Source organism: Streptomyces sp. NPDC000410 (genome assembly GCF_040300305.1).
Lineage (GTDB): Bacteria > Actinomycetota > Actinomycetes > Streptomycetales > Streptomycetaceae > Streptomyces.
In genome coordinates this window covers 1-26,358 of the sequence record NZ_JBEPDM010000027.1, presented here as the reverse complement: position 1 = coordinate 26,358, position 26,358 = coordinate 1, and the positions used below count along the sequence as shown (strand labels likewise).

Genomic DNA, 26,358 nt, shown 5'->3' with positions numbered 1-26,358 from the left:
ATGACCTCACCGGACGCCCCGGTCCGGGCCGGTGACGCCCCCCGCCCGGCAGGTGCCCCCGCACCCGCCGGGCGGCGGCGCGCCGGTACCCGGCCCCCCTGGGTACTCATCGTGCCCGCCGCGCTCGCCGCGTCCCTCGCCGTCCTACCGCTGGGCTACCTCGCCGTCCGCGCCCTGGAACGTGGCCCCGCCTATGCCTGGGACGTCATCGCCGACGACCGCACCGGGGAACTGCTCCTGCGCAGCCTCGGCCTGACCGCCGCCGTCGTCGCCGCCAGCCTGCTGATCGGCGTATCCCTCGCCTGGCTCACGGTCCGCACCGTGCTGCCCGGTGCCCGTGCCTGGTCCGTCCTCGTCACCCTGCCGCTGGCCGTACCGAGTTACGTCACCGCCTTCGCCTGGCTGTCCGCGGCACCCTCACTGGCCGGCTTCGCCGGATCGGCCCTCGCGCTCACCCTGGTGAGCTTCCCGTACGTGTATCTGCCGGTCGCCGCCGCCCTGCGCGGCACCGACCCCGGGCACGAGGAAGTCGCCCGCTCCCTCGGCCACGGCCCGCTGCGCACCTTCCTGCGCGTCACCCTGCCCCAGTTGCGGCCCGCCGCGGCCGGCGGCGGACTGCTCGTCGCGCTGTACGTGCTCTCCGACTTCGGAGCCGTCTCGCTCATGCGGTACGACACCTTCACCCGCGGCATCTACACCTCGTACCGCGCGAGTTTCGACCGCACGCCCGCCGCCGCGTTGAGCGCCGTCCTGGTCGTCATGACCGTGCTCCTCGTGGCCGCCGAGACACGGACCCGCGGCCGCGCCGACTACGCCCGCACCGGCACCGGAACCGCCCGGCGGGCCGTACCCACCCTTCTCGGCGGGTTGAAGCCGCTCGCCCTCGCCTGGTGCGGCGCTGTCGTCGCCGTGGCCGTCGGCTTCCCGCTCGCCGTGCTCGGCTACTGGCTCGCCGTCGGCACCTCCGCCACCTGGGACCCGGAGACGCTGACGACGACCGCGCTCACCACCCTGGGCGTCGCCGCCGGAGGCGCTGCCCTGACGACCCTGCTCGCGCTTCCGGTCGGCGTCATAACCGCCCGGCACCGGGGCCGCCTCGTCCACCTCCTCGAACAGGCCGCGTACGCCGGCCACGCCGTGCCCGGCATTACCGTCGCGCTCGCCCTGGTCTTCTTCGCGGTCCGCTACGCACGCCCCCTCTACCAGGAGACACCCCTCCTGATCTGCGCGTACGCGGTGCTGTTCCTGCCCGTCGCGGTGGCCGCCACCCGCGCTGCCGTTCTTCAGGCGCCTCCCGTCCTGGACGACGTCGCCCGCTCTCTCGGCCGCTCGCCGCTCGGTGTGCTGCGGGAGGTCACCCTGCCGCTGGCAGCCCCCGGTGTCGCCGCGGGCGCCGCCCTCACCTTCGTGGTGTGCATGAAGGAACTCCCCGCCACGCTGCTGCTGCGCCCGACCGGCATGGACACCCTGGCCACCCGGCTGTGGACCGAGACCGGCACCGGATCCTTCGCGGCGGCCGCGCCCTACGCCGCCGCGCTGATCCTGCTGGCCGCCGTCCCCTCGTACCTCCTCGGAAGGCACCGCACATGAACGACCGGGACATGAACGACCTTCGGATCAGCGGTGTGGTCAAGGCGTACGGTGCCGGTGCGCCCGTCCTCGACGGCCTCGACCTCACCGTTCCCGGAGGCTTCCTAGCGGCCGTGCTCGGCCCGTCCGGTTGCGGCAAGACCACTCTGCTGCGGGTGATCGCCGGCTTCCTGAAGGCCGACGCCGGCACCGTGACCGTCGCCGGCAGGCTGCTCGGCGGCCCCGGCGTCCACCTGCCGCCCGAGCGGCGCCGCATCGGGATCGTCCCCCAGGAGGGGGCCCTCTTCCCGCATCTGAGCGTGGCCCGCAACATCGCCTTCGGACTCACGGACCGCGACCGGGCCACCCGGCGCGGACGGGTCGAAGAGATGCTGGAGCTGGTCGGGCTCGCCGGTTACGGCGCGCGCATGCCGCACGCGCTCTCCGGCGGGCAGCAGCAGCGTGTCGCGCTCGCCCGCGCCCTCGCCCCGGGACCCCAACTCGTCCTGCTCGACGAACCGTTCAGCGCACTTGACACCGGTCTGCGCGAGTCGGTACGGGCCGAGGTCCGCGCCGTGCTGCGGGACAGCGGCGCGACCGGCCTCCTCGTCACCCACGACCAGCAGGAGGCGCTCTCCACCGCCGACCTCGTCGCTGTCCTCCGCGACGGGCGCGTCGCCCAGTGCGCCACCCCCGAGGAGCTGTACCACCGCCCCGTGGACCCGTGGCTGGCGTCCTTCGTCGGCGACGCCGTGCTCGTGCCCGGCACCGCCGACGAGCTCATGGCCACCACCGCCCTGGGACACATCCCCCTCGCCGCCGCTCCGGAGGGGCTCCGCGACGGCCTCGTGCTCCTGCGGCCCGAACAGCTCCGGCTCGCCGACCCGGAGGCCGCGGACGCCGAAGGCGTCGTGACCGAGGTCCGCTTCTTCGGTCACGACGCCCTGGTCACCGTGGCGGTCGACGGCCTGGAGCAGCCGATCGGCATCCGTACGCCGAGCCCGCTCCAGGTCGCTCCGGGGCGCAGGATCGGCATCCGCCTGACCGGCGAGGCCACCTTCCACCGGTCGACGGCCTGAGCGGACGGGCTGCCCCGTCCGCTCGATACGGGCCTCAGGGCCGGCTGTTTCAGGGTCGGCTGTTCAGGACTGGCTGTTGAGGAAGCCGATGAACGTCGCTCCCCACCAGCCCGTCTGGCTGACCGTGGCGGCCACGGCCGACTGCACGAGCAGTCGCCTCGGCGGTGTCGTGTCGAGGTACGGCTCAAGGCGCTGGCCGAGCCGATGCGCGTAGAGGCCGTTCACCGCGACGGCCAGGACGAGTCCCAGTTTGAGGAGGGTGAGCGGCGAGTCCAGGTTCGGGCGGAGGAAGAGGCCGGAGACGACCAGGCCGCCCAGGCCGAGCCAGATCGGGACCTGGAGGGTGCACGCCGTGCGGAGGACAGTGGGGAGCCCGAGACGGCCGAGCAGCCACATGACGGCGAACCAGTCGACGGCGAGAACGGACCCGAGGCCGACAACCAGCGCCGCCACGTGCAGGAAACGGGCCGCCATCTGCAGCGTCGCATCGGCGTGCACATGGCCGGAGACCCAGCAGGCGGCGGCGATGAAGGCCGAGCTCACCACCCCCAGGGCGACGAGCTGCCACACGGGCGTGCACCGCACGTCGTGCCCCGTGTCCGGCCGGCGGGACGGAGCGGGCGGCGTGAGCGGTCTTCCGGGGGCGAGTGCCATGACTCAGTTCCCGTTCTTCAGCGGCACGTTCCGGAAGATGACGGTGACCGGCGCGCTGAGCGGGGGCTTCTCGTCGCGCGCACCGTGCCGCAGGAACGTCGGTGGCCGCAGCGTGGCCCGCAGTGTGTACGTGCCGTCCTGCGGGATGGAGAAGTTGTTCGCGTAGTGGAAGAACGTCGCGTGGTAGAAGTTCAGGTCCTGAGCCTGGACCACCTTGCCCGTGCCGTCGACGACCTCCAGCCTGACCGGCACGTCGGGGACGATGCGGCCGGTCGCGGCCTCCATCGGGATGATCTCGATGTGGTGCGTCTCCCCCTCGGCCGGCTCACGGTTGACGAGGGCACCGTGGCCGCCGTGCTCCCCCTGGAACCACGGTTCGGCCGCCTCGACGATGTAGCCGACCCGGTAGTCGCCCGCTGTCGTCTCCCCGCCCCGCTCCGCGATCTCCTTCTCCAGGACCGCGTACTGCTCCACCACGCCTGCGGGTACGCCGTGTCCGGCGGCCTCGTCGTCGGAAGTGCCGACGGTCTTGTCGCTGCCGCAGGCGGTCAGCAGCAGGCCCAGCGGAAGCGTGATCAGGAGTGGGCGCAGGGCGGATCTGTGCATGGCTGATTTCTTTCGTTTTCTGATTAGGTAAGCCATCCCTAAGTGTGATCTGTGTGGCCCCGTCAAGTCGTCTCATGGTGTGAGCAATGCTGGTGAGTGAAGGCATCGCGCGACCTCTTCGAGCCAAACCGACATCGATGTCGAATCCGCTGTGGATCAGACCGCTCGCCGGAGGGGAGGCTGTTCACGAGCGGGGTGAGGCCCCGCCGCTGGTGAGCGTGGACACGGTGGTGGAGAACTCGAAGTCGTCGAGGTCGCCGAGGACGACGACGCGGGCATCGGCTGGTCGGGGCTCGCGCCCAGGTCGAGGGTGGTGCGGGTCAGCTTCACGCCGTGGGCGGCGGCCCAGGCACCGAGCCGCTCGTTCTCGGCCCGCGTCCGGGGCGGGCGTACGGCCCGATGGGTCTCAAGTCCCCGGAGACTCCAGGTACGGCGAACATGTGACCGACTGTAACAAGGGGCGCTGACAGTCCCGTCGGTTCAGCATCGGCTCAGCGCATCGGCTCAGCGCCGGGTCGCCGCGGTCAGCGGTTGTCGCGCTGGGCCTCCACGATCCGGCGGACGGTGCCTTCCGCGCCGCTCGCGCGGCGCTGGACCCGCTCGGAGAAGCCGGGGAACTGGCCGCCGATGGCGGTGAGCACCTTCATCTCGACCGGGGCGACATTGACTTCGGCGCGGTCCTGTTCGATGGAGCGGACGACGCCCGCGACGACCTGGCGCGGGGAGACCGTCCGCAGGCCCGCCGGCGCCTCGGCGCCCGTCGCCGCGAACATGCCCGCGTCCCGTACGAAGCCGGGCTGGATGATCGAGACGCCGACACCCCGCTCGTGGAGGTCCTGGCGCAGGGAGAGGGCGAAGCCCCGCAGACCGAACTTGCCGGCGTCGTACAGGGCGGAGTACTTCGTCGCCGTCTTGCCCGACATCGACCCGACGAACGCCAGATGGCCCCGGCGGGCCTCGGCCATCGCGGGGGCGAGGAGGCGGGCCAGCATGACGGGGGCGCGGAGGTTGACGGCGAGGGAACGGTCGATCTGATCCGGGGTGTAGTCGAGCAGCTCGCCGCTGGAGGGCAGGGCGGCGTTCGCGATCAGGATCTCGGTGCCGGCGGCCTCGCGGGCGAGCCGCTCCACGTCGTCCGGGTCGGCGAGATCGGCGACGACGCCACGGGCGTCGTACCGCTCGACGAGGGGTTCGAGGGCGTCGGGACGACGGCCCGTGAGGATCAACTTGGCTCCCCGCGCCGAGAGTTCGGCCGCGAGCGCGGCACCGATACCGCCGGTGACACCGGTGAGCAGAACGGTTGATCCGGTGATACGCATCTGGTTACCCTCCAGTTCTGTTCGTTCGAACGAACAATAAGGAGCCCAAGGTGGCCATGTCCACAGCTGATTTCACCGGACTCGCCGAGCAGGCAAGGAAGTTGAGGGAGGGGCAGATCTCGTCGGCGGAGCTCGTCGCCTCCTCCCTGGAGCGCATCGCGGCGAGCCAGCGCACGCTCAACGCCTTCCGGCACGTGTGCGGTGACCTCGCGCTCGCCGAGGCCGAGGCGGCCGACCGACGGCTCGCGGCAGGGGTGCGGCTGCCGCTCCTCGGCGTTCCGGTGGCGGTCAAGGACGACAGCGACGTCGCGGGGCTGCCGACCCTCTTCGGCTGCCGCGGCGAGATCGCCCCCGCGACGGTCGACGGCGAAGCGGTACGGCGGCTGCGCGCGGCCGGGGCCGTCATCGTCGGCAAGACGAACTCCTGCGAACTCGGCCAGTGGGCGTTCACCGAGGGACCCGCCTTCGGTGCCACCCGTAACCCCTGGTCCCCGGGCCACACCCCGGGCGGGTCCTCCGGCGGCTCCGCGGCGGCCGTCGCCGCCGGGCTCGTACCCGCGGCCCTCGGCTCGGACGGCGCCGGATCCATCCGTATCCCCGCCGCGTGGACCCACCTCGTCGGCATCAAGCCCCAGCGCGGCCGCGTCTCCCTCCATCCGCACTCCGACGCCTTCCAGGGCCTGGCCGTGGCCGGCCCGCTGGCCCGCAGCGTGGCCGACGCGGCCCTGCTCCTCGACGTCGTCCAGGGCGCACACCCCGAGGACCTCCACCGGCCCGTCCCCGTCGACGCCTCGGCCGCCGCCCGCCGCGACCCCGGCCGACTGCGCATCGCCCTGGCCTGGCGTCCCCCGCTCACCCTCACCGGCGCCGCGCCCCACCCCGACGTACGCCGCGCCGTGACCGGACTCGCCGAAGCACTCGCCCGCCTCGGCCACCACGTCGAGGAGGCCCGGCCCCGCTACGGCCTCATCGGCCTCGGCTTCGTCCCGCGCGGCACGACCGGCGTCGCCGAACTCGCCGCCCTGCACCCCGACCCCGCCCTGCTCGACCCGCGCACCCGCAGTGCCATGCGCAGCGCCCGGCTCCTGCGCGGGCCGCTCGTACGCGCCGCCCGCGCCCGCGAGGCCCGCCAGCACCGCCGGATCGGCGCCCTGTTCGACGCGTACGACGTCATCCTCGCCCCGACCACCGCGGAGCCCCCGCCTCCCATCGGCCGCTTCGACGGGCTCGGCGCGTGGCGCACCAACGCCGCCATGGCCGCGGCCTGCCCGTACGCCTGGCCCTGGAACGTCCTCGGCTGGCCGGGCGTCAATGTGCCCGCCGGCTTCACCGGGGAAGGGCTGCCCCTCGGCGCACAGCTCCTGGGACCCGAGGGCGCGGAGGAGCGGCTCATCTCGCTCGCCGCGCAACTGGAGGCCGACCGACGGTGGTACGACCAGTACCCCGACCCCTTGATCACCGGAGGCGCGCCGGTGGGACAATGACGCCCATGTCCAGCCAGTCCGCCACCCACCCGGTGTCCCCGACCCGGCAGCGCATCATCGGCGCCGTCCTGCGCATCATCGGCCAGGACGGCATCGCCGCGGTCACCAACCGGCGGATCGCCAAGGAGGCCGGGGTCTCGCTCGGATCGGTCACCTACCACTTCGCCAGCCAGCACGAGCTGCTGCGCGAATCCCTGCTGCACTTCGTCCGCGAGGAGACACGGCGGCTGACCGAACTCGCCGACGCGGGCCGCGCCGAAGGCGTCGACATCGACGGCGCGGCCGCCCTGGCCGGACGGGTCGCGGGCGGCACGGCCTTCGACAGCGAACACATCGCCCCCTTCGAGCTGTACGTCCAGGCCGGCCGCGACGAGCGCCTGCGCGAGGCCGCGGCGGAGTGCTTCGGCGCCTACGACCGCCTCGCCGCCCAGATCCTCACAGCCCTCGGCGTTCCCGACGCGGACCGCCTCGCCGCGACCACCGTCGCCCTGGTCACCGGACTCCAGCTGCGCCGCCTGGCCACGGGCTCCCCGGCGGAGGACCTCACCGACGCGCTGCTGCTGCTCGCCCGTGGTGCGATCAGCGCGGAGACCGCGCGCTGACCAGCCACCACCAACTGGTCGTCCTGGCGTAGGAGTCCGGTGCGGGTCCGGGCCGGTGACACCCCGCGCAGGCCTGCCCTGAGGGACGCCTTCCGCATCGGCGCGTCCTCGGGCGCCGTCGCGACGGCTGTGCCGGCGGACGGCGGGACCGTGGAACCGGCGCGGCATGCGGGGTTACGCGGGAGGCCGCCGCACGGTCACCGTGTGTTCGCACGGGCATGGCCGGGGGATCACTCGGTGTCCACCGTCCCGTTGCCGCGCGTCGGCGGGGATGTCAGTGCCACGTGTTTTCCTGGACGCATGACCGAAGAGTTTCTGGCCGGGACGACCGGCAACCCCTGGGAGTCCGGAAACCTCGCCCTGGTCGAGGAGGCGGTCCGCAAGGCGGCCGCCGCCGAGATCATGCCGCGCTTCCGGCAGCTCGCCGCGCACGAGATCATCGAGAAGAACGGCCCGCACGACCTGGTCACGATCGCCGACCGCAGTGCGGAGGAGCACCTCACGGCCTCCCTGACCGCGCTGCTGCCGGGCTCGGTCGTGGTGGGGGAGGAAGCCGTCCACGCGGACCCCGCGGTGTACGACGCGCTGCAGGGGGACGCCCCCGTGTGGATCGTCGACCCGGTCGACGGCACGCGGCAGTTCGTCCACGGTGACCCCGGCTTCTGCACGCTCGTCGCGCTCGCCCGGCACGGCGAGGTGCTGGCGTCCTGGACCTTCGCCCCGGCGCTGGACGAGATGGCGGTCGCGGTGCGCGGCCACGGCGCGCGGGTGGACGGCACGCCGATACGTTCGGGTGCGCCGGAGCCCGGAGCGGTCCTCGAAGTGGCCATGTCCCACCCGGACTTCACCACCCCCGAGCAGAAGCAGGCCCTGCTCGCCCTGATCACCGACGACATCCACGCCCGTCCGTGCGGCTCCGCGGGCCTGGAGTACCTGGCGGTGGCCCGTGGCGAGCTGGACGCGATCGCCTTCTCCTGGGAGAACGCGTGGGACCACGCGGCGGGTCTGCTCCTCGTCAGCGAGGCGGGCGGCACCGACCTGACCCGCACGGGCGAGCCCTTCCGGATCACGGGCGGCAACGCGCTGCCGTTCACCGCCGCCCGTGACGCACGGACGGCCGACCGCCTGCGCACGCTCCTCAGCTCCGGGAGCCGCCGGGCACCCGCCGCGTAAGCCCGAGCGGCGGTGGCATGCCGGGGTCCGTACGCCGCCGCCGGTCACGCCGAGCGTCGGCCCGGCGCGACGCGGACCTGCGCGGCCGGCTCCGCCGCCGCGGCGGCCTCGGGCGCGTCCGGGGCGCGCGGGCCGGGGCCACCCGGGGTGCGAAGTCCCGCGGGGCGGAAGGGGGCGCCGCCGCTCGACCGGATCGTGCACCGCCACCGGAGGCCCGTGGCCGGGATGCCGCTGACCGGGCGCCATGGCAGCGTCGGCGGTGCCCCCACCCCGCTCGAGCGGCGCGCTCGGGCCCGGGACAGCTCCTTCCGGCCACGCGGTCGACGACCCCCGGTCGTGCTGTCAGTGGCGGCGAATATCCTGGTTCTCCTGGCCGTCGGCTGATGAAGGAGTCCGAAGGTGCCGTCGATGCTCGATGCCGTCGTCGTGGGGGCGGGCCCCAACGGACTGACGGCAGCCGCCGAGTTGGCCCGCCGAGGCTTCTCCGTTGCCGTGTTCGAGGCCCGGGACACCGTGGGCGGCGGCGCGAGGACCGAGGAGCTCACGCTCCCCGGATTCCGCCACGACCCGTGCTCCGCCGTGCATCCGCTGGGCGCGGGCTCGCCCGCCTTCAAGGCGATGCCGCTGGCGCGGTACGGGCTGGAGTGGCTGCACGCGCCACTCCCGATGGCGCACCCGTTCGACGACGGCACCGCCGCCGTGCTGTCCCGCTCGATCGCGGAGACCGCCGCCTCCTTCGGGCCCCGGGACGCCGGGGCGTACCGCCGCCTGGTGGCCCCGTTCCACGGCAAGTGGGACACGCTCGCCCGCGACTTCATGTCCCTCCCGCTGACCGCGCTGCCCCGCGACCCGGTCACCCTCGCCCGCTTCGGTCTCGCCGGACTGCCGCCGTCCACCTGGCTGTTCCGCCGGTTCCGCGACGACCGCGCGCGTGCGCTGTTCGCCGGGCTCGTCGCCCACGTGATCGCCCCGCTGGACGGCATCGCCACCGGCGCGGTCGGTCTCGTCTTCGCGCTGGCGGCGCACGCCGGGGGGTGGCCGATGCCGCGCAGCGGCTCGCAGTCCATTTCGGACGCCCTCGCGGCGTACGTACGCGACCTCGGCGGCGCCGTCCACACCGGCACCGAGATCAAGCGGCTCGACGATCTGCCGCCCGCCCGCGCGTACGTCTTCGACACGTCCCCGACCGCCCTGGCGCGGATCGCGGGCCTCGGCCGCGTCTACGACGGCTACCGCTACGGCGCGAGCGTATTCAAGATCGACTACGCCCTCGACGGCCCTGTCCCCTGGACGGCCGAGGAGCCGCGCCGGGCCGGCACCGTACAGGTCGGCCCCAGCAGCAGGGAGATCGGCACCGCACTGCGCCAGGCCTCCGGCGGTCAGGCCCCCGCCACCCCGTTCCTGATCACCGCCCAGCCCAGCCTGGTCGACCCCTCCCGCGCCCCCGCCGGAAAGCACGTCTTCTGGGCGTACGGCCATGTCCCGCACCGCTGGGAGGGTGACCTCACGGACGCGATCGAGCGCCAGATCGAGCGATTCGCCCCCGGCTTCCGCGACCGCGTCCTGGCCCGCGCCACGGCCGGCCCGCCCGAGCTGGCCGCGCGCAACGCCAACTACGTCGGCGGGGACATCGCCTGCGGCGCCGCGAGCGGGCTCCAGCTGTTGCTGCGCCCCAAGCTGTCCCTCTTCCCGTACTCGACCCCGCACCCGGCGGTCTTCCTGTGCTCGTCCGCGACCCCGCCGGGGCCCGGGGTCCACGGGATGTCGGGGCACAACGCGGCGAAGGCGGTGTGGCGGCACCTCCGCGGGAGCTGAGCGCGCTGTGGGCGCTGTGGGCACTGAGCGCGATGATGGGCGTATGAGCACCGAGCCCGCCATCACCTTCGTCCGGGGCGACATCACCGACGAGCACGCCGACGCGATCGTCAACGCCGCCAACTCCTCGCTCCTCGGCGGCGGCGGAGTCGACGGGGCCATCCACCGGCGGGGCGGTCCGGAGATCCTGGCCGAGTGCCGCGACCTGCGCGCGTCGCACTACGGGAAGGGTCTCCCGACCGGGCAGGCCGTCGCGACGACAGCCGGGAAGCTGCCCGCGCGGTGGGTGATCCACACCGTGGGGCCCGTATTCAGCCAGAGCGAGGACCGCTCCGCGCTCCTCGCCTCCTGTTACCGCGAGTCGCTGCGGGTCGCCGACGAACTGGGCGCCCGCACGGTGGCCTTCCCGGCGATCTCGACGGGCGTCTACCGCTGGCCGATGGACGACGCCGCGCGAATCGCCGTCGAGACGGTCCGGGGGACGCGGACCGCCGTGGAGGAGGTCCGCTTCGTGCTGTTCGACGAGCGGGCGTACGAGGCCTTCGCCGCCCAGTGACGGGCGGGGGCCGGGGCTGCCGCGCGGACGTCCAGCGGACGTCGTGCGGACGTCCGGTCAGCCGTCCACCGGCAGGCCCCGCGGCTCCTTGATCCGCTTCATGATGATCTGCGAGTTGACCTCGGTGACGCCGGACAGCGCGGTCAGCTTCTCGATCCACAGCCGCTCGTACGCGCGGAGGTCCGCCACCGCGATGCGCAGCAGGCACCCCGGGCTCCCGAAGAGCCGGTAGGCCTCGATGACGTCGGGGATGTCCTGGAGCGCGGCCTCGAACGCCTCGACCGCCTCGCGGTCGCGCTTGACCTCGATGGAGACGAGGACCTCGAAGCCCCGGCCGACCGCCTCCGGGTCGATGACCGCCCGATAGCCCTGGATCACCCCGTCCTGTTCCAGCTGGCGCACCCGGCGCATGCACGGTGAGGGGGTCAGGCCCACGCGCTGCGCGAGTTCCTGATTGCTCAGGCGGCCGTCGTTCTGGAGCTCGCGCAAGATTTCTCGATCGATCTCGTCCATGACGCAATTATCCACCCCGGTTTTCCGACCGATGGGGCGGGATTCGCGATCAAATTGCGGGACAAAGGTTCTATTATCTTGCTCGCCTGATCCGGCCATCCCCGGGTCAGCCATGGGGCGCAGCCCGGCCGGGGCCACGAGCGAGGCCGGGCCGCGTGCCCCGCCGAACGCCGCCCACCCGCGGCAGGCACGGACGAGGAGTGGACACTGTGGGACGGATTGTCGTCATCAGCACCGGCGGGACGATAGCCAGCCGCTGGCAGGGCTCCGGGTTCGCCGCCGACGCGGACGGCAGCGAGGTCATGGCGACCGCCGCGGTGCCCGAAGACGTCAGCATCGAGGTCGTCGACCTGTTCAGCGTGAACAGCCCCCGCCTCACCACCGTCCACCAGCTCACCCTGCTGCGTACGGTGCACGAGGTCCTCGCCGACCCCCACGTGGACGGCATCGTCGTCACCCATGGCACCGACACCCTGGAGGAGTCGGCGTTCCTGGTCGACCTCCACCACGACGACCCCCGCCCGGTGGTCTTCACCGGCGCTCAGCTGCCGCTCGACGCGGCCGACGGGGACGGCCCCGGCAACCTCCATGACGCGCTGCTGACCGCCGCCACCACGCGCGGCCTCGGCGTGCTCGTCGCCTTCGACGGCAAGGTCCACCAGGCCCGGGGCACCGTCAAGACGCAGACGCTCGCCCCGGACGCGTTCGCCGACCCCTCCGGCGCCCGGATCGGGAACATCGGCTTCGGACGCGTCTCCGTACTCCGCCGTCCGCAGCGCCCCGCCGCGCTCGCGCTGCCCGGTATGCCCGACACCCCGCCCCGCGTCGACATGGTGATGCACCACGCCGACGCCGACCCGCTGCTGCTGAACGCGGCCGTGGACGCCGGGGCGCAGGGGATCGTCCTGGTGGCCACCGGCGCCGGCAACGCGACCCCCGAGATCGTCGAGGCCGTCGCCTCCGCGACGGCGCGCGGTGTGCTCGTCGCCCTGACGACCCGGGTCCAGGGCGGACCGGTCGCCGAGATCTACACCCACGGCGGCGCGGTCGACCTCGTCGCCGCGGGCGCCGTGCCGACCGGCACGCTGCGCGCCGGCCAGGCCCGGATCGCGGTCCTCACCGCACTGCTCGCCGCCACCGACCCGCGGGAGCGGGACCGGGTACTGCGGCGCGTGCTGGGTGAGACGGAGGGCGAGCGCGAGACCGAAGTCGCGACCAAGCCCGGTTCCGCGACCGCGACCAAGGCCGTGTCCGCCGACGCCGGCCCGGCTGCCGAGCTCGTCCAGGCCTAGGCCGTGTCTGACAAATACCGCCGTCCGCCCGCAGGGCGGGGCGCGCGGCGTCCGGTGCGTGCAATCGCAAGGCGGAGGATCATCCTCGTACTGGACGTACTCGTGCCGGGCGTCGCGCGCCAGGCGGGATTTGTCAGACACGGCCTAGGGCCTGTCTTTCGGATCTTGCCGGGCTCGCGTGCCCTGGCCCGCGCGCTGATCCGGCCCGATCCACCGGACAGGACCTAAGGGCGTACGGCACAGACAGCCGCCCGGTCCGCCGAAACCCTCTACAGGAGAGTCCACGCCTCCATGGCCACGCACGCCCACGCCCACCCCCAGCCCGCGTTCCGGGCCGAGCACGATCTGCTCGGTGACCGGGACGTCCCCGCCGACGCCTACTACGGCATCCACACCCTGCGGGCGGTGGAGAACTTCCCCATCACCGGCACCCCGATCTCCGCCTACCCGGACCTCGTCGCCGCCCTCGCCTGCGTCAAGCAGGCCGCCGCCCTCGCCAACCGGGAGCTCGGCCTGCTGGAAGGGCGCAAGGCGGACGCGATCGTCAGCGCCTGTGAGGAGATCCGCGCCGGGAAGCTGCACGGCGAGTTCGTGGTCGACGTGATCCAGGGCGGCGCCGGCACCTCGACGAACATGAACGCCAACGAGGTCGTCGCCAACCGCGCCCTGGAGCTCCTCGGCCACCGCCGGGGCGAGTACGGACACGTGCACCCGCTGGAGGACGTCAACGCGGGACAGAGCACCAACGACGTCTACCCGACCGCCGTGAAGATCGCCCTCGACTTCACCGCCCAGCGTCTGCTGGACGCCATGGAGGTGCTCCGCTCCGCGTTCGCGGCCAAGGCGGAGGAGTTCGCGGACGTCCTGAAGATGGGCCGTACGCAGCTCCAGGACGCGGTGCCCATGACCCTGGGCCAGGAGTTCGCGACGTACGCCGTCATGCTCGGCGAGGACCACAAGCGGCTCACGGAGGCACGCGAGCTGATCCGTGAGATCAACCTCGGCGGCACCGCGATCGGCACCGGACTCAACGCCCACCCCCGGTACGCGGCGCTGGCCACCCGGCATCTGCGGACCATCACCGGACTGCCGCTGACGGTCGCCGACGACCTCGTCGAGGCCACCCAGGACGCCGGTGCGTTCGTCCAGTTGTCCGGCGTGCTCAAGCGGATCGCCGTCAAGCTCTCCAAGACCTGCAACGACCTGCGGCTGCTGTCCTGCGGACCACGTGCCGGGTTCGCCGAGATCAACCTGCCGCCGGTGCAGGCCGGTTCGAGCATCATGCCGGGCAAGGTGAATCCCGTCGTCCCCGAGGTGGTCAACCAGATCGCGTTCGAGGTCATCGGCAACGACATGGCGGTGACCATGGCCGCCGAGGCGGGCCAGCTCCAGCTGAACGCGTTCGAGCCTGTCATCGCCCACAGCCTGCTCAAGAGCCTGACCCACCTGCGGGCCGGCTGCCTGACCCTCGCCGAACGCTGCGTCAGCGGCATCACCGCCAACCGTGAGCACCTCGCCCACCTCGTCGCCCACTCCATCGGCCTGGCGACCGCGCTGAACCCGCACATCGGCTACGAGCAGGCCACCGCCGTCGCCCAGGAAGCCCTCAGGACCGGCCGCAGTGTGCAGGACCTCGTCCTCGACAGGGCCCTGCTGACCGAGGACGAGCTCCAGCGCATCCTGCTCCCGGACAATCTCGCCCGTCCGCACGTCCACGCGGCCGAGGCGGCGGCCCTCGGCGGCTGACCGTCCGCGAACGCGCCACGTCGCCGCCGGGCGGGGAGCAGGCGCCCCCGCCCGGCGGCGTCCGTGCGGCTCAGGCCGCGGCGGGTGTGTAGTGGGCGGCTTCGTCGCCCTCGATGGTGTGGCTGGCCGTGCCGTCGACGCCGACGGGCACGTCGCCCGCGACCGTCACCCGGTGCAGCAGGCGCGGCAGGTCGCCGTAGTCGTCGGGGGCGTAGTGCTGGGTGATGCGGTTGTCGAACAGGACGAGGTCCCCCGGGGTCCAGGTCACGCGGAGAACGTTCTCGGGGCGGGTGACGTACGACTGGAAGAGCCGCAGCAGATCGCGCGAGTCGGACGGGCCGAGGCCCACGATGCTCTGGGCGAACCCGCCGATGAACAGCCCGCGTTCACCGGTCTCGGGGTGGACGCGGACCACGGGGTGCGCGGTGCGGTACTTCCGCGAGACGAACCGTTTGCGGTGCTCGGCGGCCTTCTCGCTCTTCGGGGCGGCGTAGGCGGCGTAGGCGGCGTAGTCGAAGGCATTCGTGTGCACCGCCCACAGCTTGTCGGCCAGCTCGCGCAGCGGCTCGGGCAGGTCACGGTAGGCGGCGGCCGAGTTGGCGATCAGGGTGTTGCCGCCGTAGGGCGGGACGACGATGCCGCGCAGCGTGGACGCCTTCGGGGGCGTACGGACGAAGGTGACGTCGGTGTGCCACTGGTTGGCGCGGATTCCCTCGTCACCGTCGACGGCCAGGATGTGGGGCTGTCCCTCCACGGAGGGGACGGTGGGGTGGGCGGTGGTCAGCTCGCCGAAGAGGGAGGCGAAGCGGAGCTGTCCGGCGTCGTCGAGCCGCTGGTCACGGAAGACGAGTGCCCTGTGTTCCAGGAGCGCGGCGTTGATCTCCCCGACGAGCGCCGGGTCGAGGTCGGCCGAGAGGTCCACACCGAGGATCTCGGCGCCGATCCGGCCGCCGATCCTGCGGATGTCGAAGCCCGTGCCGGCAGTCATGCGTGGGTTCCTTCCTGAGTGGTGGAGTCGGCGGGGGTGAGGGGCAGGGAGGCTCCCGGGGCCAAGCGGTTGGCGGGCCGGGGCAGTCCGTAGTGCTCGCGCAGGGTGCTGCCGGTGTACTCGGTGCGGAACAGGCCGCGGCGCTGGAGCTCCGGCACCACCTGGTCCACGAAGTGCGTGAGCCCGCTGGGCAGCAGCGGCGGCATGATGTTGAAGCCGTCCGCGGCGCCCTGCGTGAACCACTCCTCCAGCTCGTCGGCGATCTGCTCCGCGGTGCCCGCGAAGACCCGGTGGCCGCGGCCCCCACCGAGGCGGGCGATGAGTTCGCGCAGGGTCAGACCGTCGCGGCGGGCGAGTTCCGCGACGAGCGTGAAGCGGCTCTTGTTGCCGTTGATCTCGCTTTCCTCGGGCAACTCGGGCAGCGGCCCGTCCAGCGGCAGCCCGGTCAGGTCGGTGCCGAGCATCCCGGACAGCTGGGCGAGTCCGTACTCGGGCACCTGGAGCTCGGTCAGTTCCTGCTCCAGCGCGCGGGCCTCGGCCTCGGTCGACCCGATCACGGGGCAGATGCCGGGCAGGATCCTGAGGTCGTCCTCGGCCCGTCCGAAGCGGGCCAGACGGCTCTTGAGGTCCTTGTAGAAGGCCTGTCCGTCGGCGAGGCTCTGCTGAGCGGTGAACACCGCCTCCGCGTACTCGGCCGCGAACTCCTTGCCGTCCTCCGAGGAACCCGCCTGCACGAGCAGCGGACAGCCCTGCGGAGTGCGCGGGACGTTCAGCGGGCCCTGGACGCCGAAGTACGTGCCGCGGTGGCCGATCTCGCGCACCTTGGCGGTGTCGGCGTACACGCCGCTCTCCCGGTCGAGCAGGATCGCGTCGTCCTCCCAGCTGTCCCACAGCTTGGTGGCGACGTCGACGAACTCCCGGGCCCGCTCGTACCGCAGGCGGTGTTCCAGGTGCTCGTCCTGGCCGAAGTTCCGGGCCTCGTTGACGCTGCCGGAGGTGACGATGTTCCAGCCGGCCCGGCCACCGCTGATGTGGTCCAGCGAGGCGAACTTGCGGGCGGTGTGGAACGGTTCGTCGAAGGTCGTGGAGACGGTGGCGATCAGTCCGATCCGCTCGGTGACCGCGGCCAGCGCGGACAGCAGGGTCAGCGGTTCGAAGCCGCCGAGCGCGTTGTGGCGGACGTTGCCCCACAGCGCCAGGCCGTCGGCGAAGAAGATCGAGTCGAACAGGCCGCGCTCGGCGGCCCTGGCGAGCTCCTGGAAGTAGCGCAGGTCGGTGACGCGTTCGGGCCGGGTGCGCGGATGCCGCCAGGCGGCGTCGTGGTGGCCGGCGTTCATCAGGAAGGCGTTGAGATGCAGCCGACGGGGAGCGGTCGCGGTCATGAGGTTCCTTGACGGTGAGGAGCGATGACGAACGAGCGGGAAAGAGGCGGAACGGCGCGGAGAGGTGCGAGCGCCTGCGGCAGGGCCGGTCCGCCCGTGGTCAGACGCACGCGGCGGCGGCCGTCGGGACGCGCCAGGAGCTGAGGCGCCGTTCCAGGGCCACCAGCAGCTGGTTGAACGCCACGCCGATGGCGGAGATCGTGATGATGCCCGCGTACATCTGCGGGATCGCGAAGTTGTACTGCGAGGCGTTGATCAGATAGCCGAGCCCCGCCTTGGCGCCGATCATCTCGGCCGCGACCAGCACCAGGATCGACGCGGCTCCGGCCAGCCGGATCCCGGTGAAGACGACCGGCACGGAGGCCGGCAGGATCACCTTCTGGAACAGCCGGGGCGCCGACAGGTCCAGCGACGAGGCCAGCCGGAACAGCGTCGGGTCGACGGTGCGCACGGCGCTGATCGTGCTCAGCAGGATCGGCCAGGTGCAGGCGTACACCACGATGGAGATCTTGGACGTCTCCCCGATGCCCAGCAGCAGGACGACCACCGGCAGCAGGGCGAGCGCCGCGGTGTTGCGGAACACCTCCAGCAGCGGGCCGAGAACATCGGCGACCGGCCGGTACCAGCCGATCAGCAGACCGAGCGGGACGGCGACGACGACAGCCAGACCGAAGCCGATGAACGAACGCGTCAGGCTGGCCCACGTGTTGTCCGCGAGCTGACCGTCGGCGGCCAGCTGCCACCAGGCGACGGCGACCTCGCTGACCGGCGGCAGGAAGGTGCGGTCGACCAGCCCCAGCCGTGGCGCGGTCTCCCACAGCAGGATCAGCGCCGCGATCGCCGCCGACTTGGTGACCCACGTCAGCAGGAGGTGGGACAGCCGGCGACCGGCCCACCGGGCCCGCGCCGCGGGGCGGGACACCTCCTTTGGTACGACGGGAGTGGCCGCCGTGGCCGCGAGCCTCTCGGGATTCCCGGCCGGGGGCCGCTCCGTGGCCGCCTCACCGGTCGCGGTGACCGTACTCGTCGTGGTGGTCGTGCCGGTCGCGGGGCTCATGCGGCGACGCCTTCCTTCTCCAACTGCTGGGCCGTCGCCACCTCGTCGTGCAGCAGCGACCAGATCTCGTGCCGGTGGCGCGCGAAGCCGGGACTGGAGCGCGGATCGTCCGTGGCCGTACGGGAGTCGAACGCGATCGGGACCACCTGCTTGATCCGGCCCGGCCGCGAGGTCATCACCGCGACCCGTTGTCCCAGGTAGACGGCCTCGTCGATGCTGTGCGTGATGAACACCACCGTCTTGCCGGTGCGCTGCCAGATCCGCAGCAGCTCGTCCTGGAGCGTCTCCCTGGTCTGGGCGTCCAGCGCGCCGAACGGCTCGTCCATCAGCAGCACATCCGGGTCGTACGCGAGACTCCGGGCGATGGCCACGCGCTGCCGCATCCCGCCCGACAGTTCGTGCGGGTGGCGCGCCTCGAACCCCGAGAGGCCGACCAGGTCCAGGAACTCCCTGGCCCTTGCGGCTCGCTCGCGCCGCGGGACGCCCGTGGCCTCCAGTCCGAACTCGACATTGCCCTGCGCGGTGCGCCAGGGAAGCAGCGCGTACTGCTGGAAGACGATGCCGCGGTCCAGGCCGGGGCCGCTCACCGGCTCGCCGTCGAGGAGGATGCGCCCCTCGGTGGGCCGGGCGAGACCTCCCAGCAGGTCCAGCAGGGTCGACTTGCCGCAGCCGCTGGGGCCGACCACGACGACGAACTCGCCCGCCGCTATCTCCAGGTCGACGCCGTCGAGGGCGGTGAACTCCCTTGCCTGCCGGGCACCCGAGCGGTCCTTGACGGTGAAGTCCTTCCGTACCCGCTCGAACACGATCTTGGGTCTGGTGGCTTCCGCCATGCGGATCAGCTCCTGCTCGTCGTCACGGACGCGGACGGTCCACGGCCCCCGCCGGCCGCGTTGAACTCGTTGGTGAACAGGTCGCCGAGCTTGACCTGGCCCTTCTTGATGTCACCGCGCTCGGCCAGCCAGTCGATCCACAGCTGGAGCTCCTTGCCGGTGATGCGGCCCGCTGTCTCGGCGACGCCGTAGGACTTCCAGTACCGCAGGGCCGCGGGTGTCCTCGTTGCGGCCGCGCTTCTTCACGATCTCCGTCATCCGGGCGACGGCCTCCTCGCGTGGAGTCGTGCGCGACCACTCGATGGCCTTGCCCACCGCGGTGACGAAGGTCCGTGCCGTGTCGGGGTTCTGCTGGAGGAAGCGGTCGGTCATCACGTACGTACCGGCGCTGAACGCGCCGAGCAGTTCGAAGTCGGTGAACAGCGGCCGGATGCCTCCGGCCGCCACGGCCTTGTTCCGCAGGATGTTGCCGAGCACAGCCACGTCGATCTGCTTCTGGCGCAGGGACTGCTCGGCGTTGACCGGAGGTATGACCAGCGGCTCGACCCGGTCCCGGTCCGCGCGGGAGAGGCCGCCGCGCTCGAGATAGATGTCGAGCAGCGCCTCGGCGTGCGCGCCGAGGGTGTTCATCCCGACCTTCTTGCCGATCAGGTCGCGCGCGGAGCGCAGCGGACTGTCCTCGAGCACGTAATAGCCGTTGAAGGCGTCCTTGTCGGAGCCGTAGTAGCTGATGACGGACTTGATGGGGGTGCCGTTCGCGGCGAGTTTGACGACCGCGCCGTTGAACGCGCCGCCGAAGTCCGTCTGGCCGGTCGCGGCGGACTGGATGTCCTGCGGGCCGCTGATCGTGTTGCCGACCCACTCCAGCTTCACGTCCTCCAGATAGCCGAGGTCCTCGGCCAGTTCCGGCAGCGTGACCAGACCCGCCGATCCCTGGTACCGGAGGGTCCCGGTCCGGCCGCTGCCGGAGGTGCCGCCGCCGACGGCCGTGCCGCAGCTGACCGCGGCGGCCGACAGGCCGAGCAGCGTGAGGAATTGTCGTCGGGTCGCCGGAGTCAGCGTGGCCATGGGAATGTCCTGTTCGGGGAGGAGAGGGCGGCCGGTGTGCCACAAGGGGCATGGAGGCACCGGCGCCTGAATCAGGGCAGGGGAAATACCCGGGAGACGAAACGGAATATCGTCAGGAATTTCCTGCGAGGAATCCGCGATTGACCGAGATTCGCGGAGATTCACGGAGATTCACGGAATGCGGCGAGCAGTCGGGGCCGCCGGGGAAGGGGCGACGCGCTGGCCGGCCGGGCAGTACCCAGGGCCTGTGCGGTGGATCAGGCCCTAACGGCCGACCGCACAGATGGCGCTGGCCTGACGTCGCAGATCGACGTGCCGGCGCGCGGCGAGGTTCTCGGACTGGCTCACGTCCATGAGGCTGGCAGTGAAAACCGGCCACGTCAACGAGTCCCGGGAAGACGTCTCACATCCTGAATTCCTTGCCACACACGGGAAGTATTGCGTTCATATTCGGCGTGATCCGGATCGTCGACCGCCCGCGCGCCCCGAGGCCGTCGCCCGAAGCCGTCCCTCAAGGCTGATGTCGTTTTTCCGCCAGCCCCGCCCGCCGCCGTCCCCGATGCTTGAGCCATGCACACCGACACCGAACGCTGCGTACGGGCTGTTCGGGCCAAGGACGCCCGCTTCGACGGCTGGTTCTTCACCGCGGTCCTGACGACCCGGATCTACTGTCGCCCGAGCTGCCCGGTCGTCCCGCCCAAGGCCGAGAACATGACGTTCTACCCCAGCGCGGCCGCCTGCCAGCAGGCCGGTTTCCGGGCGTGCAAGCGGTGCCGCCCCGACACCAGTCCCGGCTCCCCGGAGTGGAACGCCCGCGCCGACTCCGTCGCCCGGGCGATGCGGCTCATCCAGGACGGGGTCGTCGACCGTGAAGGCGTCCCCGGACTGGCCGCCCGGCTCGGGTACTCCACCCGGCAGATCGAGCGGCAACTGCTCGCCGAGGTCGGCGCGGGACCGCTCGCCCTGGCCCGCGCGCAGCGGGCGCAGACCGCCCGGCTGCTCATCGAGACGACCGCGCTGCCCATGGCGGAGGTCGCGTTCGCCGCCGGGTTCGCCTCCATCCGCACCTTCAACGACACCGTCCGCGAAGTCTTCGCGCTCGCCCCGAGCGAGCTGCGCGCCCGGGCGGCGGGGCGCGGTACGCGGCCCGCGCCCACCCCCGGCGTGCTCGCGCTGCGCCTGCCGTACCGCGCGCCCCTCAACCCCGACAACCTCTTCGGGCACCTCGCCGCGACCGCCGTACCCGGCGTGGAGGAGTGGCGCGACGGCGCGTACCGCCGCACGCTCACGCTCCCGCACGGCCACGGCATCGTGTCCCTCGCCCCGCGCCCCGACCACATCGCCTGCCGGCTCTCCCTCACCGACCCCCGCGACCTCACGCTCGCGATCAGCCGCTGCCGCCGCATGCTCGACCTCGACGCCGACCCCGTCGCCATCGACGACCAGCTGCGTACCGATCCGCTCCTCGCGCCGCACGTGGACAAGGCACCGGGCAGGCGGGTGCCGCGTACCGCCGACGCGGCGGAGTTCGCCGTACGCGCGGTCCTCGGCCAGCAGGTGTCGACGGCCGCCGCCCGCACCCACGCCGCGAGGCTGGTCACCGCGCACGGAACCCCTGTCGACGACCCCGAGGGCGGGCTCACCCACCTGTTCCCGAGCGCGGAGGCGCTGTCCGGGCTCGACCCGGAGACCCTCGCGTTCCCGCGCAGCCGGCGCACCACCCTCACCACACTGATCGGCGCCCTCGCCGACGGCACCCTGCGGCTCGGCGCCGACAGCGACTGGGACGAGGCCCGCGCGCAGCTCTCCGTGCTGCCCGGCTTCGGCCCCTGGACCGTCGAGCTCATCGCGATGCGCGCGCTCGGCGACCCCGATGCCTTCCTCCCCACCGACCTCGGCATCCGCCGCGCCGCCGCCGACCTCGGCCTGCCGTCGAGCCCGGCGGCGCTCACCGCCCGCGCCGCTTCTTGGCGGCCCTGGCGCGCCTACGCCGTCCAGTACATGTGGGCCACCGGTGACCACCCCATCAACCAGCTCCCCGCCCGATGACCCGGACCACGACCATGACCATGACCATGAACCGCACCCACACCGTCGTCGACAGCCCGTACGGCCCGCTCACCCTCGTCGCCACCGACTCCGTCCTCAGCGGCCTCTACATGACCGAACAGCGCCACCGCCCCGCCGAGGAGACCTTCGGGGATCCGGACCCCCGCCCCTTCGGCGAGGCGATCCGCCAGCTCGACGCGTATTTCGCGGGCGAGCTGAAGGACTTCGACCTGCCGCTGCGGCTGATGGGCACGCCGTTCCAGCGCCGGGTCTGGGATCAGCTGTGTCTGATCCCGTACGGCGAGACCCGCACCTACGGCGAGCTGGCGGACGCCCTCGGCAACCCCGGCGCGTCCCGGGCGGTCGGCCTGGCGAACGGCAAGAACCCGATCGGGATCATCGTGCCGTGTCATCGGGTGATCGGCTCGACGGGCAGCCTCACGGGTTACGGGGGCGGGCTGGGGCGCAAGCAGCGACTGCTGGCGTTCGAAAGCGGGGCGGAGGCCGGGGCGCTGTTCTAGGGGGTGTCCGGTGGATCGAGCCCAGCAGGATCCACCGGACACCTCCTGGGGGTGCTACCCCTCAGCCGCGATGCGGTCCAGCAGTTCCGGCAGCGCCGTGCCGATCGGAGTGCGGATGATCTCCGCGGCGCGGTCGTCGTACGGCGTCGGCTCGGCGTTCACCACGATCAGCCGGGCCCCGCCGTCCGCGGCGATTCCCGCCAGCGACGCGGCAGGCTGCACCTGAAGGCTCGAGCCGACCGCGATGAAGATCTCGGCCGCCTTCGCGATGCCCATCGCCTCACCGAGCACCACCGGGTCGAGCCGCTGCCCGAACATGACCGTCGCCGACTTCAGGATCCCGCCGCAGGACCGGCACGGCGGGTCGGTCTCGCCCGCCGCGACGCGGGCGAGCGCGTCCGTCATGGGGGAGCGCGCGTGGCAGCGGGTGCACTCCACCTGGCGGGCGGTGCCGTGGAGTTCGAGGACCTTGCGCGCGGGCATCCCGGCCAACTGGTGCAGTCCGTCGACGTTCTGCGTGATCACCCGGACGGCCACGCCGTTGTCCGCCCGTTCCAGCCCGGCCACCGCGCGGTGCGCCGCGTTCGGCTCGGCGCGCAGGGTCGGGCTGTCGCTGCGCATGCGCCAGGCGCGGCGCCGGATGTCCGGATCGGCCATGTAGAAGTCGTACGTGACGAGCTTCTCGGCCTCGGGATCACGCCGCCACAGGCCGTTCGGCCCGCGGTAGTCGGGGATGCCGGAGTCGGTGGAGATGCCGGCGCCGCTGAGGATCGCGACGAGAGTCATGCCGCGAGCGTACGGAGCGGAACGGCCCGGCAGCGAGCCGTTTTCACCGGGCGCCGGTCAGCCCGCCGGGTTGCTGTCGACCAGTTCCGCCGGTCAGCCCGCCGGGTTGCTGTCGACCAGTTCCGCCGGTCAGCCCGTCGGGCTGCCGTCCACCAGTTCCGCCGGTCAGCCCGCCGGCTTGCCGTCCACCAGCTCCACCGGCCCCGTGCCGTCCGCGAGTGCCTCCAGCGCGGCCAGCACCCGCGGGCCCAGGCCGCCGATGAGGCACGTCGGGATCTCGTCGCGCGCCACCAGCTTCCACGAGATCAGCTCCTCCTCCTGGAGCCGGATCGCCCGGAACTGCTCCCCGGTCAGCACCCCGCCGTCGTACACGTACCCCACGATCGGCGGCCGCCCCGGCCCCCGCGCCCAGTCGAACGCGAGCAGCCGGCCGGGCTCGACGTCCAGACCGATCTCCTCGAGGGTCTCCCGGCGCGCTGCCTCGCGCGGGGTCTCCCCGGAGTCGGACTCGATGGTCCCGCCGGGCAGCGTCCAGCCCTCGCGGTAGTTCGGCTCGACGATCAGGATCCGCCCCTCCGCGTCCCGGAAGAGCGTGGCGGCGCCGGCGAGGACGCGGGGGAGGCCGGCGAGGTACGTGGAGAAATCCGAGGAGGTCACTGTGGCAGCCTAATCGTGCGCGGTGCGTGAGTGACCCGTGCCGGGCTCTTCGCGTCAGATGTACGCCAAACGGGCGGTACGGTCGGCCAGTTCCCCGATCCGTGCCCCGTCGAAGCCGAACACCGCGCTGCGCACCCGGTCCGCCAGCGGACGGGTCCACTGGGGCGGGATCGCGGAGGCGCCGCACAGCACGCCGGCCACCGAGCCGGCCGTCGCGCCGTTGGAGTCGGTGTCCAGGCCGCCGCGGACGGTGAGGGCGAGGGTGGTGGTGAAGTCCCCGGCGCCGTACAGCAGTCCGCAGGTGATGACCGCGGCGTTCGGCACGGAGTGGATCCAGCCGAGGCGGCCGGTCTCCTCGCCCAGCTCGGTGAGCGCGTCGGACCAGGGCAGCCCGGAGTCGTACAGGGCGGTCGCGTGCCGGACCGTGCGGGCGAGGCGGCTGCTCGCGGGGATGCGGTCGACACCGGCCTCGATCGCCTCGCGCGCGTCGGCCGCGGCGATCATCGCGGCCGCCCACATCGCGCCGTAGACGCCGTTGCCGGTGTGGGACAGCACCGCGTCCCGGCGGGCGAGGGCGGCGGCGCGGTGGGGGTCGCCCGGACAGGTCCAGCCGAAGATGTCCGCGCGGATCAGGGCGCCGATCCACTCCTGGTAGGGGTTGTCGTACGTGGCGGTGAGCGGGGGCTTGAGGCCGGTCGCGAGGTTGCGGTACGCCGCCCGTTCCGCCGTGAACGTCTGCAGATACGGCAGCCGCAGCAGCCACAGCTCGCCCACCTGCTCGGTCGTGAACGAGAAGCCGTGAGTCTCCAGCAGATGCAGTCCGAGGATCGCGTAGTCGACGTCGTCGTCGCGGCAGCTGCCGTGGATCCTGCCGCGTACGCAGCCGCGCCAGTCCGGGCGCAGCTCGAAGTCCGTCCCGGCCGTGCCCGGCGGTGGCTCCGGGAGGTAGTCGGTGAGCGGCAGCGCGTCGGTCAGCCGCAGATAGCGGTCGATGCGGTCCCGGGTCCAGTAGTCCCCCCGCTCGATGGGCTTTCCGAGCATGTTCCCGGCGATCCTGCCCAGCCAGCCGCCGAGGATCCGGTCGGCCGTTCGTGTGGCGTGAGGGGTCATGGTTCGGGTGTACCCCTTCATGGTCCGTGGCTTCCGGCCGCGGGTTGCTTCCGGCCGAGGGTTTGATCGATCGTTTTCGTACCTTCCGTACCCATGCCGCACGACTATGGTGCGAAATACCGGGTTATCAGGGGGTGGCACGCCGTCTCGGGGTGCGGATAGGGTCAGGGCGGCGCGACTGCCTGTTCGAAAGCAAGGGATAGCAAGGTGGCGGACGGAGCAGTTACCGCGGCGCGAGTGCTCGTGGCGGCGGACAAGTTCAAGGGCTCGCTCACGGCCGTACAGGTCGCGGAGCGGGTGACGGCTGGGCTGCGGCGGGTCGTCCCGGGGCTTCCCGTGGAGACCCTTCCCGTCGCGGACGGCGGCGACGGCACGGTCGCGGCGGCCGTGGCGGCGGGTTTCGAGCGCCGTGAGGTACGGGTGACCGGACCGCTCGGCGAGCCGCTGACCGCGGCGTACGCACTGCGGGAGACGACCGCGGTGGTGGAGATGGCGGAGGCGTCCGGTCTCCAGCACCTGCCCGAAGGGGTCTTCGCGCCCCTGACGGCGACGACGTACGGCTCCGGCGAGCTGCTGCGCGCCGCCCTCGACGCGGGTGCCCGGACGATCGTCTTCGGCGTCGGCGGCAGCGCGACGACGGACGGCGGGGCCGGGATGCTGGCCGCGCTCGGCGCGCGCTTCCTGAAGGCGGACGGCGAGCCCGTCGGGCCGGGCGGCGGAGGGCTGCGCGACCTCGCGACCGCGGACCTGACCGGGCTCGACCCTCGCTGGGCCGACGTGTCCGTCGTCCTCGCGAGCGATGTCGACAACCCGCTGACCGGTCCCAAGGGCGCACCGGCCGTGTTCGGGCCGCAGAAGGGCGCGAGCCCCGAGGACGTCGCGACCCTCGACGCGGCGCTCGCGCACTACGCCGAGGTCCTGGAGAAGGCCATCGGCCCGAAGGCCGCCGAGTACGCGGTCGCGCCCGGCGCCGGCGGAGCGGGCGGCATCGGCTACGGAGCGCTGGTCGGCCTCGGTGCGACCTTCCGCCCCGGCATCGAGCTCATGCTCGACATCCTGGGCTTCGCCCCGGCCCTGGACCGGGCGACGCTGGTCATCACCGGCGAGGGCTCGCTGGACGAGCAGACCCTGCACGGCAAGGCGCCGGCGGGCGTCGCCGCGGCGGCCCGCGCGGCGGGCAAGGAGGTCGTCGCGGTCTGCGGCCGTCTCCTGCTCACCCCGGAGGCCCTCGGCCAGGCCGGGATCGCCCGCGCCTACCCCCTGCTGGAGCTGGAGTCGGACCCGGCGGTCGCCATGGCCCAGGCGGGTCCGCTGCTGGAGCGGGTCGCGGAGAACATCGCACGGGACTTCCTGGCCGGAAGCTGACCCGTACGAGCACGGCCGCGGGCCCGCCCGGAGATCTCCGGGCGGGCCCCCGGCCGCGCTCGGGGCCGGCGGGGGCGGCCGCCCCCGGCCCCCCCGGGCGCGGCGCGAAAGCCGGAACGGCGGGGTGCGGAGGA

General features: G+C 72.7%; 25 protein-coding genes. 12 read left to right on the top strand and 13 right to left on the bottom strand.

Translation table 11 applies throughout. From position 1 onward, the window contains the following. Nucleotides 1–1,590, top strand: a complete 1,590-nt coding sequence (locus tag ABT342_RS24155) for an ABC transporter permease (RefSeq protein WP_351577525.1) — start codon at nucleotides 1–3, stop codon at nucleotides 1,588–1,590. A gap of 11 nt (nucleotides 1,591–1,601) precedes the next feature. Next, nucleotides 1,602–2,648 (top strand): ABC transporter ATP-binding protein, encoded by a 1,047-nt coding sequence (locus ABT342_RS24150; RefSeq protein WP_351577715.1) that lies wholly within the window; start codon nucleotides 1,602–1,604, stop codon nucleotides 2,646–2,648. Between the two features lie 63 nt (nucleotides 2,649–2,711). Here the strand turns inward: ABT342_RS24150 and ABT342_RS24145 are convergent, their stop codons facing one another. The 3 genes from ABT342_RS24145 to ABT342_RS24135 form a co-directional block, all read right to left on the bottom strand. Beyond that, nucleotides 2,712–3,302, bottom strand: a complete 591-nt coding sequence (locus ABT342_RS24145) for a hypothetical protein (RefSeq protein ID WP_351577523.1) — start codon at nucleotides 3,300–3,302, stop codon at nucleotides 2,712–2,714. Between the two features lie 3 nt (nucleotides 3,303–3,305). After that, the gene (locus tag ABT342_RS24140; protein ID WP_351577520.1) at nucleotides 3,306–3,908 is read right to left on the bottom strand and encodes an iron transporter; all 603 of its coding nucleotides are present in this window, start codon (nucleotides 3,906–3,908) and stop codon (nucleotides 3,306–3,308) included. A gap of 524 nt (nucleotides 3,909–4,432) precedes the next feature. After that, nucleotides 4,433–5,227, bottom strand: a complete 795-nt coding sequence (locus ABT342_RS24135; RefSeq protein WP_351577517.1) for an SDR family NAD(P)-dependent oxidoreductase — start codon at nucleotides 5,225–5,227, stop codon at nucleotides 4,433–4,435. 56 nt (nucleotides 5,228–5,283) lie between these two features. Here ABT342_RS24135 and ABT342_RS24130 point away from each other — a divergent pair, with 56 nt between their 5' ends. The 5 genes from ABT342_RS24130 to ABT342_RS24110 all read left to right on the top strand — a co-directional run bounded on the left by ABT342_RS24130 (nucleotide 5,284) and on the right by ABT342_RS24110 (nucleotide 10,857). Next, nucleotides 5,284–6,711, top strand: a complete 1,428-nt coding sequence (locus ABT342_RS24130; protein ID WP_351577514.1) for an amidase — start codon at nucleotides 5,284–5,286, stop codon at nucleotides 6,709–6,711. A gap of 5 nt (nucleotides 6,712–6,716) precedes the next feature. Next, the gene (locus tag ABT342_RS24125; RefSeq protein ID WP_351577511.1) at nucleotides 6,717–7,313 is read left to right on the top strand and encodes a TetR/AcrR family transcriptional regulator; all 597 of its coding nucleotides are present in this window, start codon (nucleotides 6,717–6,719) and stop codon (nucleotides 7,311–7,313) included. A 300-nt stretch (nucleotides 7,314–7,613) separates the two neighbouring features. Beyond that, entirely contained in the window at nucleotides 7,614–8,486 is an 873-nt protein-coding gene (locus ABT342_RS24120; protein ID WP_351577509.1) for an inositol monophosphatase family protein, read from the top strand. Nucleotides 8,487–8,885: 399 nt separating this feature from the next. After that, on the top strand, nucleotides 8,886–10,301 hold the full coding sequence (locus ABT342_RS24115; protein WP_351577506.1) for a phytoene desaturase family protein: 1,416 nt from the start codon (nucleotides 8,886–8,888) through the stop codon (nucleotides 10,299–10,301). 43 nt (nucleotides 10,302–10,344) lie between these two features. Continuing rightward, the gene (locus tag ABT342_RS24110) at nucleotides 10,345–10,857 is read left to right on the top strand and encodes an O-acetyl-ADP-ribose deacetylase (RefSeq protein ID WP_351577503.1); all 513 of its coding nucleotides are present in this window, start codon (nucleotides 10,345–10,347) and stop codon (nucleotides 10,855–10,857) included. A 57-nt stretch (nucleotides 10,858–10,914) separates the two neighbouring features. Here the strand turns inward: ABT342_RS24110 and ABT342_RS24105 are convergent, their stop codons facing one another. Then, complete coding sequence (locus ABT342_RS24105; protein ID WP_351577500.1) at nucleotides 10,915–11,370, bottom strand: Lrp/AsnC family transcriptional regulator; 456 nt, start codon at nucleotides 11,368–11,370, stop codon at nucleotides 10,915–10,917. Nucleotides 11,371–11,579: 209 nt separating this feature from the next. Here ABT342_RS24105 and ABT342_RS24100 point away from each other — a divergent pair, with 209 nt between their 5' ends. Then, nucleotides 11,580–12,662 carry an asparaginase gene (locus ABT342_RS24100; protein ID WP_351577498.1) on the top strand — a complete coding sequence of 361 codons (1,083 nt, stop codon included), beginning with the start codon at nucleotides 11,580–11,582 and terminating at the stop codon, nucleotides 12,660–12,662. A 291-nt stretch (nucleotides 12,663–12,953) separates the two neighbouring features. Further along, nucleotides 12,954–14,408, top strand: coding sequence for an aspartate ammonia-lyase (gene aspA, locus ABT342_RS24095; protein WP_351577495.1), 1,455 nt, complete (start codon nucleotides 12,954–12,956; stop codon nucleotides 14,406–14,408). Nucleotides 14,409–14,478: 70 nt separating this feature from the next. Here aspA and ABT342_RS24090 read toward each other — a convergent pair whose 3' ends face one another. From ABT342_RS24090 to ABT342_RS24065, 6 genes are all read right to left on the bottom strand, one after another. Beyond that, a complete protein-coding gene (locus ABT342_RS24090) occupies nucleotides 14,479–15,396 on the bottom strand; it encodes a TauD/TfdA dioxygenase family protein (RefSeq protein ID WP_351577493.1) in 918 nt (305 codons plus the stop codon). After that, nucleotides 15,393–16,778 (bottom strand): LLM class flavin-dependent oxidoreductase, encoded by a 1,386-nt coding sequence (locus tag ABT342_RS24085; protein WP_351577491.1) that lies wholly within the window; start codon nucleotides 16,776–16,778, stop codon nucleotides 15,393–15,395. Before ABT342_RS24085 ends, ABT342_RS24090 begins: the two co-directional genes overlap by 4 nt. Nucleotides 16,779–16,878: 100 nt before the next feature. Continuing rightward, complete coding sequence (locus ABT342_RS24080; protein WP_351577488.1) at nucleotides 16,879–17,835, bottom strand: ABC transporter permease; 957 nt, start codon at nucleotides 17,833–17,835, stop codon at nucleotides 16,879–16,881. Further along, the gene (locus tag ABT342_RS24075) at nucleotides 17,832–18,668 is read right to left on the bottom strand and encodes an ABC transporter ATP-binding protein (RefSeq protein WP_351577485.1); all 837 of its coding nucleotides are present in this window, start codon (nucleotides 18,666–18,668) and stop codon (nucleotides 17,832–17,834) included. Before ABT342_RS24075 ends, ABT342_RS24080 begins: the two co-directional genes overlap by 4 nt. 111 nt (nucleotides 18,669–18,779) lie before the next feature. Beyond that, nucleotides 18,780–19,736, bottom strand: a complete 957-nt coding sequence (locus ABT342_RS24070; RefSeq protein WP_351577482.1) for an ABC transporter substrate-binding protein — start codon at nucleotides 19,734–19,736, stop codon at nucleotides 18,780–18,782. Nucleotides 19,737–20,000: 264 nt separating this feature from the next. Then, the gene (locus ABT342_RS24065; RefSeq protein WP_351577479.1) at nucleotides 20,001–20,090 is read right to left on the bottom strand and encodes a putative leader peptide; all 90 of its coding nucleotides are present in this window, start codon (nucleotides 20,088–20,090) and stop codon (nucleotides 20,001–20,003) included. 216 nt (nucleotides 20,091–20,306) lie between these two features. Between ABT342_RS24065 and ABT342_RS24060 the strand changes: the two genes are divergently transcribed. Together ABT342_RS24060 and ABT342_RS24055 are read left to right on the top strand one after the other, a co-directional pair. After that, complete coding sequence (locus ABT342_RS24060) at nucleotides 20,307–21,785, top strand: AlkA N-terminal domain-containing protein (RefSeq protein ID WP_351577477.1); 1,479 nt, start codon at nucleotides 20,307–20,309, stop codon at nucleotides 21,783–21,785. A 26-nt stretch (nucleotides 21,786–21,811) separates the two neighbouring features. Then, the gene (locus ABT342_RS24055) at nucleotides 21,812–22,306 is read left to right on the top strand and encodes a methylated-DNA--[protein]-cysteine S-methyltransferase (protein WP_351577712.1); all 495 of its coding nucleotides are present in this window, start codon (nucleotides 21,812–21,814) and stop codon (nucleotides 22,304–22,306) included. Nucleotides 22,307–22,360: 54 nt separating this feature from the next. Here the strand turns inward: ABT342_RS24055 and ABT342_RS24050 are convergent, their stop codons facing one another. The 3 genes from ABT342_RS24050 to ABT342_RS24040 all read right to left on the bottom strand — a co-directional run bounded on the left by ABT342_RS24050 (nucleotide 22,361) and on the right by ABT342_RS24040 (nucleotide 24,859). Further along, complete coding sequence (locus ABT342_RS24050) at nucleotides 22,361–23,092, bottom strand: SIR2 family NAD-dependent protein deacylase (protein WP_351577474.1); 732 nt, start codon at nucleotides 23,090–23,092, stop codon at nucleotides 22,361–22,363. Nucleotides 23,093–23,257: 165 nt separating this feature from the next. Continuing rightward, a complete protein-coding gene (locus ABT342_RS24045; protein WP_351577472.1) occupies nucleotides 23,258–23,749 on the bottom strand; it encodes an NUDIX domain-containing protein in 492 nt (163 codons plus the stop codon). Between the two features lie 54 nt (nucleotides 23,750–23,803). After that, nucleotides 23,804–24,859, bottom strand: a complete 1,056-nt coding sequence (locus tag ABT342_RS24040; protein WP_351577469.1) for an ADP-ribosylglycohydrolase family protein — start codon at nucleotides 24,857–24,859, stop codon at nucleotides 23,804–23,806. A 207-nt stretch (nucleotides 24,860–25,066) separates the two neighbouring features. On the opposite strand from ABT342_RS24040, the gene ABT342_RS24035 reads away from it, so the two are divergent. Then, a complete protein-coding gene (locus ABT342_RS24035; protein WP_351577466.1) occupies nucleotides 25,067–26,224 on the top strand; it encodes a glycerate kinase in 1,158 nt (385 codons plus the stop codon). The last annotated feature ends 134 nt before the right edge of the window (nucleotides 26,225–26,358 follow it).

What these genes read in the sequence shown, in the direction of transcription:
- ABT342_RS24065 (WP_351577479.1), bottom strand. Translation starts at nt 20,090, where the DNA reads ATGGACGTGAGCCAGTCCGAGAACCTCGCCGCGCGCCGGCACGTCGAT.
- ABT342_RS24130 (WP_351577514.1), top strand. Translation starts at nt 5,284, where the DNA reads ATGTCCACAGCTGATTTCACCGGACTCGCCGAGCAGGCAAGGAAGTTG.
- ABT342_RS24155 (WP_351577525.1), top strand. Translation starts at nt 1, where the DNA reads ATGACCTCACCGGACGCCCCGGTCCGGGCCGGTGACGCCCCCCGCCCG.
- ABT342_RS24075 (WP_351577485.1), bottom strand. Translation starts at nt 18,668, where the DNA reads ATGGCGGAAGCCACCAGACCCAAGATCGTGTTCGAGCGGGTACGGAAG.
- ABT342_RS24110 (WP_351577503.1), top strand. Translation starts at nt 10,345, where the DNA reads ATGAGCACCGAGCCCGCCATCACCTTCGTCCGGGGCGACATCACCGAC.
- ABT342_RS24060 (WP_351577477.1), top strand. Translation starts at nt 20,307, where the DNA reads ATGCACACCGACACCGAACGCTGCGTACGGGCTGTTCGGGCCAAGGAC.
- ABT342_RS24040 (WP_351577469.1), bottom strand. Translation starts at nt 24,859, where the DNA reads ATGACCCCTCACGCCACACGAACGGCCGACCGGATCCTCGGCGGCTGG.
- ABT342_RS24150 (WP_351577715.1), top strand. Translation starts at nt 1,602, where the DNA reads ATGAACGACCTTCGGATCAGCGGTGTGGTCAAGGCGTACGGTGCCGGT.
- ABT342_RS24125 (WP_351577511.1), top strand. Translation starts at nt 6,717, where the DNA reads ATGTCCAGCCAGTCCGCCACCCACCCGGTGTCCCCGACCCGGCAGCGC.
- ABT342_RS24050 (WP_351577474.1), bottom strand. Translation starts at nt 23,092, where the DNA reads ATGACTCTCGTCGCGATCCTCAGCGGCGCCGGCATCTCCACCGACTCC.
- ABT342_RS24070 (WP_351577482.1), bottom strand. Translation starts at nt 19,736, where the DNA reads ATGGCCACGCTGACTCCGGCGACCCGACGACAATTCCTCACGCTGCTC.
- ABT342_RS24055 (WP_351577712.1), top strand. Translation starts at nt 21,812, where the DNA reads ATGAACCGCACCCACACCGTCGTCGACAGCCCGTACGGCCCGCTCACC.
- aspA (WP_351577495.1), top strand. Translation starts at nt 12,954, where the DNA reads ATGGCCACGCACGCCCACGCCCACCCCCAGCCCGCGTTCCGGGCCGAG.
- ABT342_RS24080 (WP_351577488.1), bottom strand. Translation starts at nt 17,835, where the DNA reads ATGAGCCCCGCGACCGGCACGACCACCACGACGAGTACGGTCACCGCG.
- ABT342_RS24120 (WP_351577509.1), top strand. Translation starts at nt 7,614, where the DNA reads ATGACCGAAGAGTTTCTGGCCGGGACGACCGGCAACCCCTGGGAGTCC.
- ABT342_RS24105 (WP_351577500.1), bottom strand. Translation starts at nt 11,370, where the DNA reads ATGGACGAGATCGATCGAGAAATCTTGCGCGAGCTCCAGAACGACGGC.
- ABT342_RS24135 (WP_351577517.1), bottom strand. Translation starts at nt 5,227, where the DNA reads ATGCGTATCACCGGATCAACCGTTCTGCTCACCGGTGTCACCGGCGGT.
- ABT342_RS24140 (WP_351577520.1), bottom strand. Translation starts at nt 3,908, where the DNA reads ATGCACAGATCCGCCCTGCGCCCACTCCTGATCACGCTTCCGCTGGGC.
- ABT342_RS24090 (WP_351577493.1), bottom strand. Translation starts at nt 15,396, where the DNA reads ATGACTGCCGGCACGGGCTTCGACATCCGCAGGATCGGCGGCCGGATC.
- ABT342_RS24145 (WP_351577523.1), bottom strand. Translation starts at nt 3,302, where the DNA reads ATGGCACTCGCCCCCGGAAGACCGCTCACGCCGCCCGCTCCGTCCCGC.
- ABT342_RS24085 (WP_351577491.1), bottom strand. Translation starts at nt 16,778, where the DNA reads ATGACCGCGACCGCTCCCCGTCGGCTGCATCTCAACGCCTTCCTGATG.